This window comes from Paenibacillus maysiensis, assembly GCF_000520815.1.
In the GTDB taxonomy this organism is placed as follows: Bacteria; Bacillota; Bacilli; order Paenibacillales; family Paenibacillaceae; genus Paenibacillus; species Paenibacillus maysiensis.
Genome location: NZ_ASRY01000202.1, coordinates 1 through 547 on the forward strand (window position 1 = coordinate 1; position 547 = coordinate 547).

Sequence of the window (547 nt, forward strand, 5' to 3'; positions counted from 1 at the left end):
TGTTGTTCCTCCTTACTTCCCCATGAAGCCAGACCCATAATGATGTAGCCCTCTTTTACAAAATTCGGGTTATCCAAGATATAAGTCACACGCTTGCATATCCCAGAGCCTGTCCATTCGTTTTTTACTGGGTCCCATTCCAGAAGTACAAGCATATCTCCGACCTGATAATCCCGATCATTCAGCCGTACCTCAAATGTCTTTGTTCCGTCCCAAACAGCTTGGAAGTATTCAGGCCATAACTTCAACTCATGCTTTTTCATATATATCCTCCCTTGGTATCATTCCGTTCACTCGCACGATATGATCGGGTGCCGTGTGACCTACACCCTGTATAGGCTTAATCCTGACTGGATAATGTCATATAAGCAGCCTCTGCCCTCTTGCGAGGTGCGGCAGTGAGCAGTTTCGATGTCTGCACAGGCCCTCCACCCCAGCCCGGCTCGATATTCCACACTAATTCCGCTAAATTGTACACATATTCACTTGCATCCGCTTCTATTGCCTTTGCCTGTACCTCCAGAGAGGCGGCAGGATCGGATGATGG

At 47.9% G+C, this 547-nt stretch carries 1 protein-coding gene and 1 pseudogene; both read right to left on the reverse strand.

Translation table 11 applies throughout. The features are described 5' to 3' along the window. Window positions 1-263: ASCH/PUA domain-containing protein (locus tag L696_RS0114475; protein WP_025684276.1), on the reverse strand; the 263-nt coding region annotated here is incomplete at its 3' end. Window positions 264-340: 77 nt separating this feature from the next. Then, window positions 341-547, reverse strand: a pseudogene (locus tag L696_RS30955) (hypothetical protein); the annotation flags it as partial.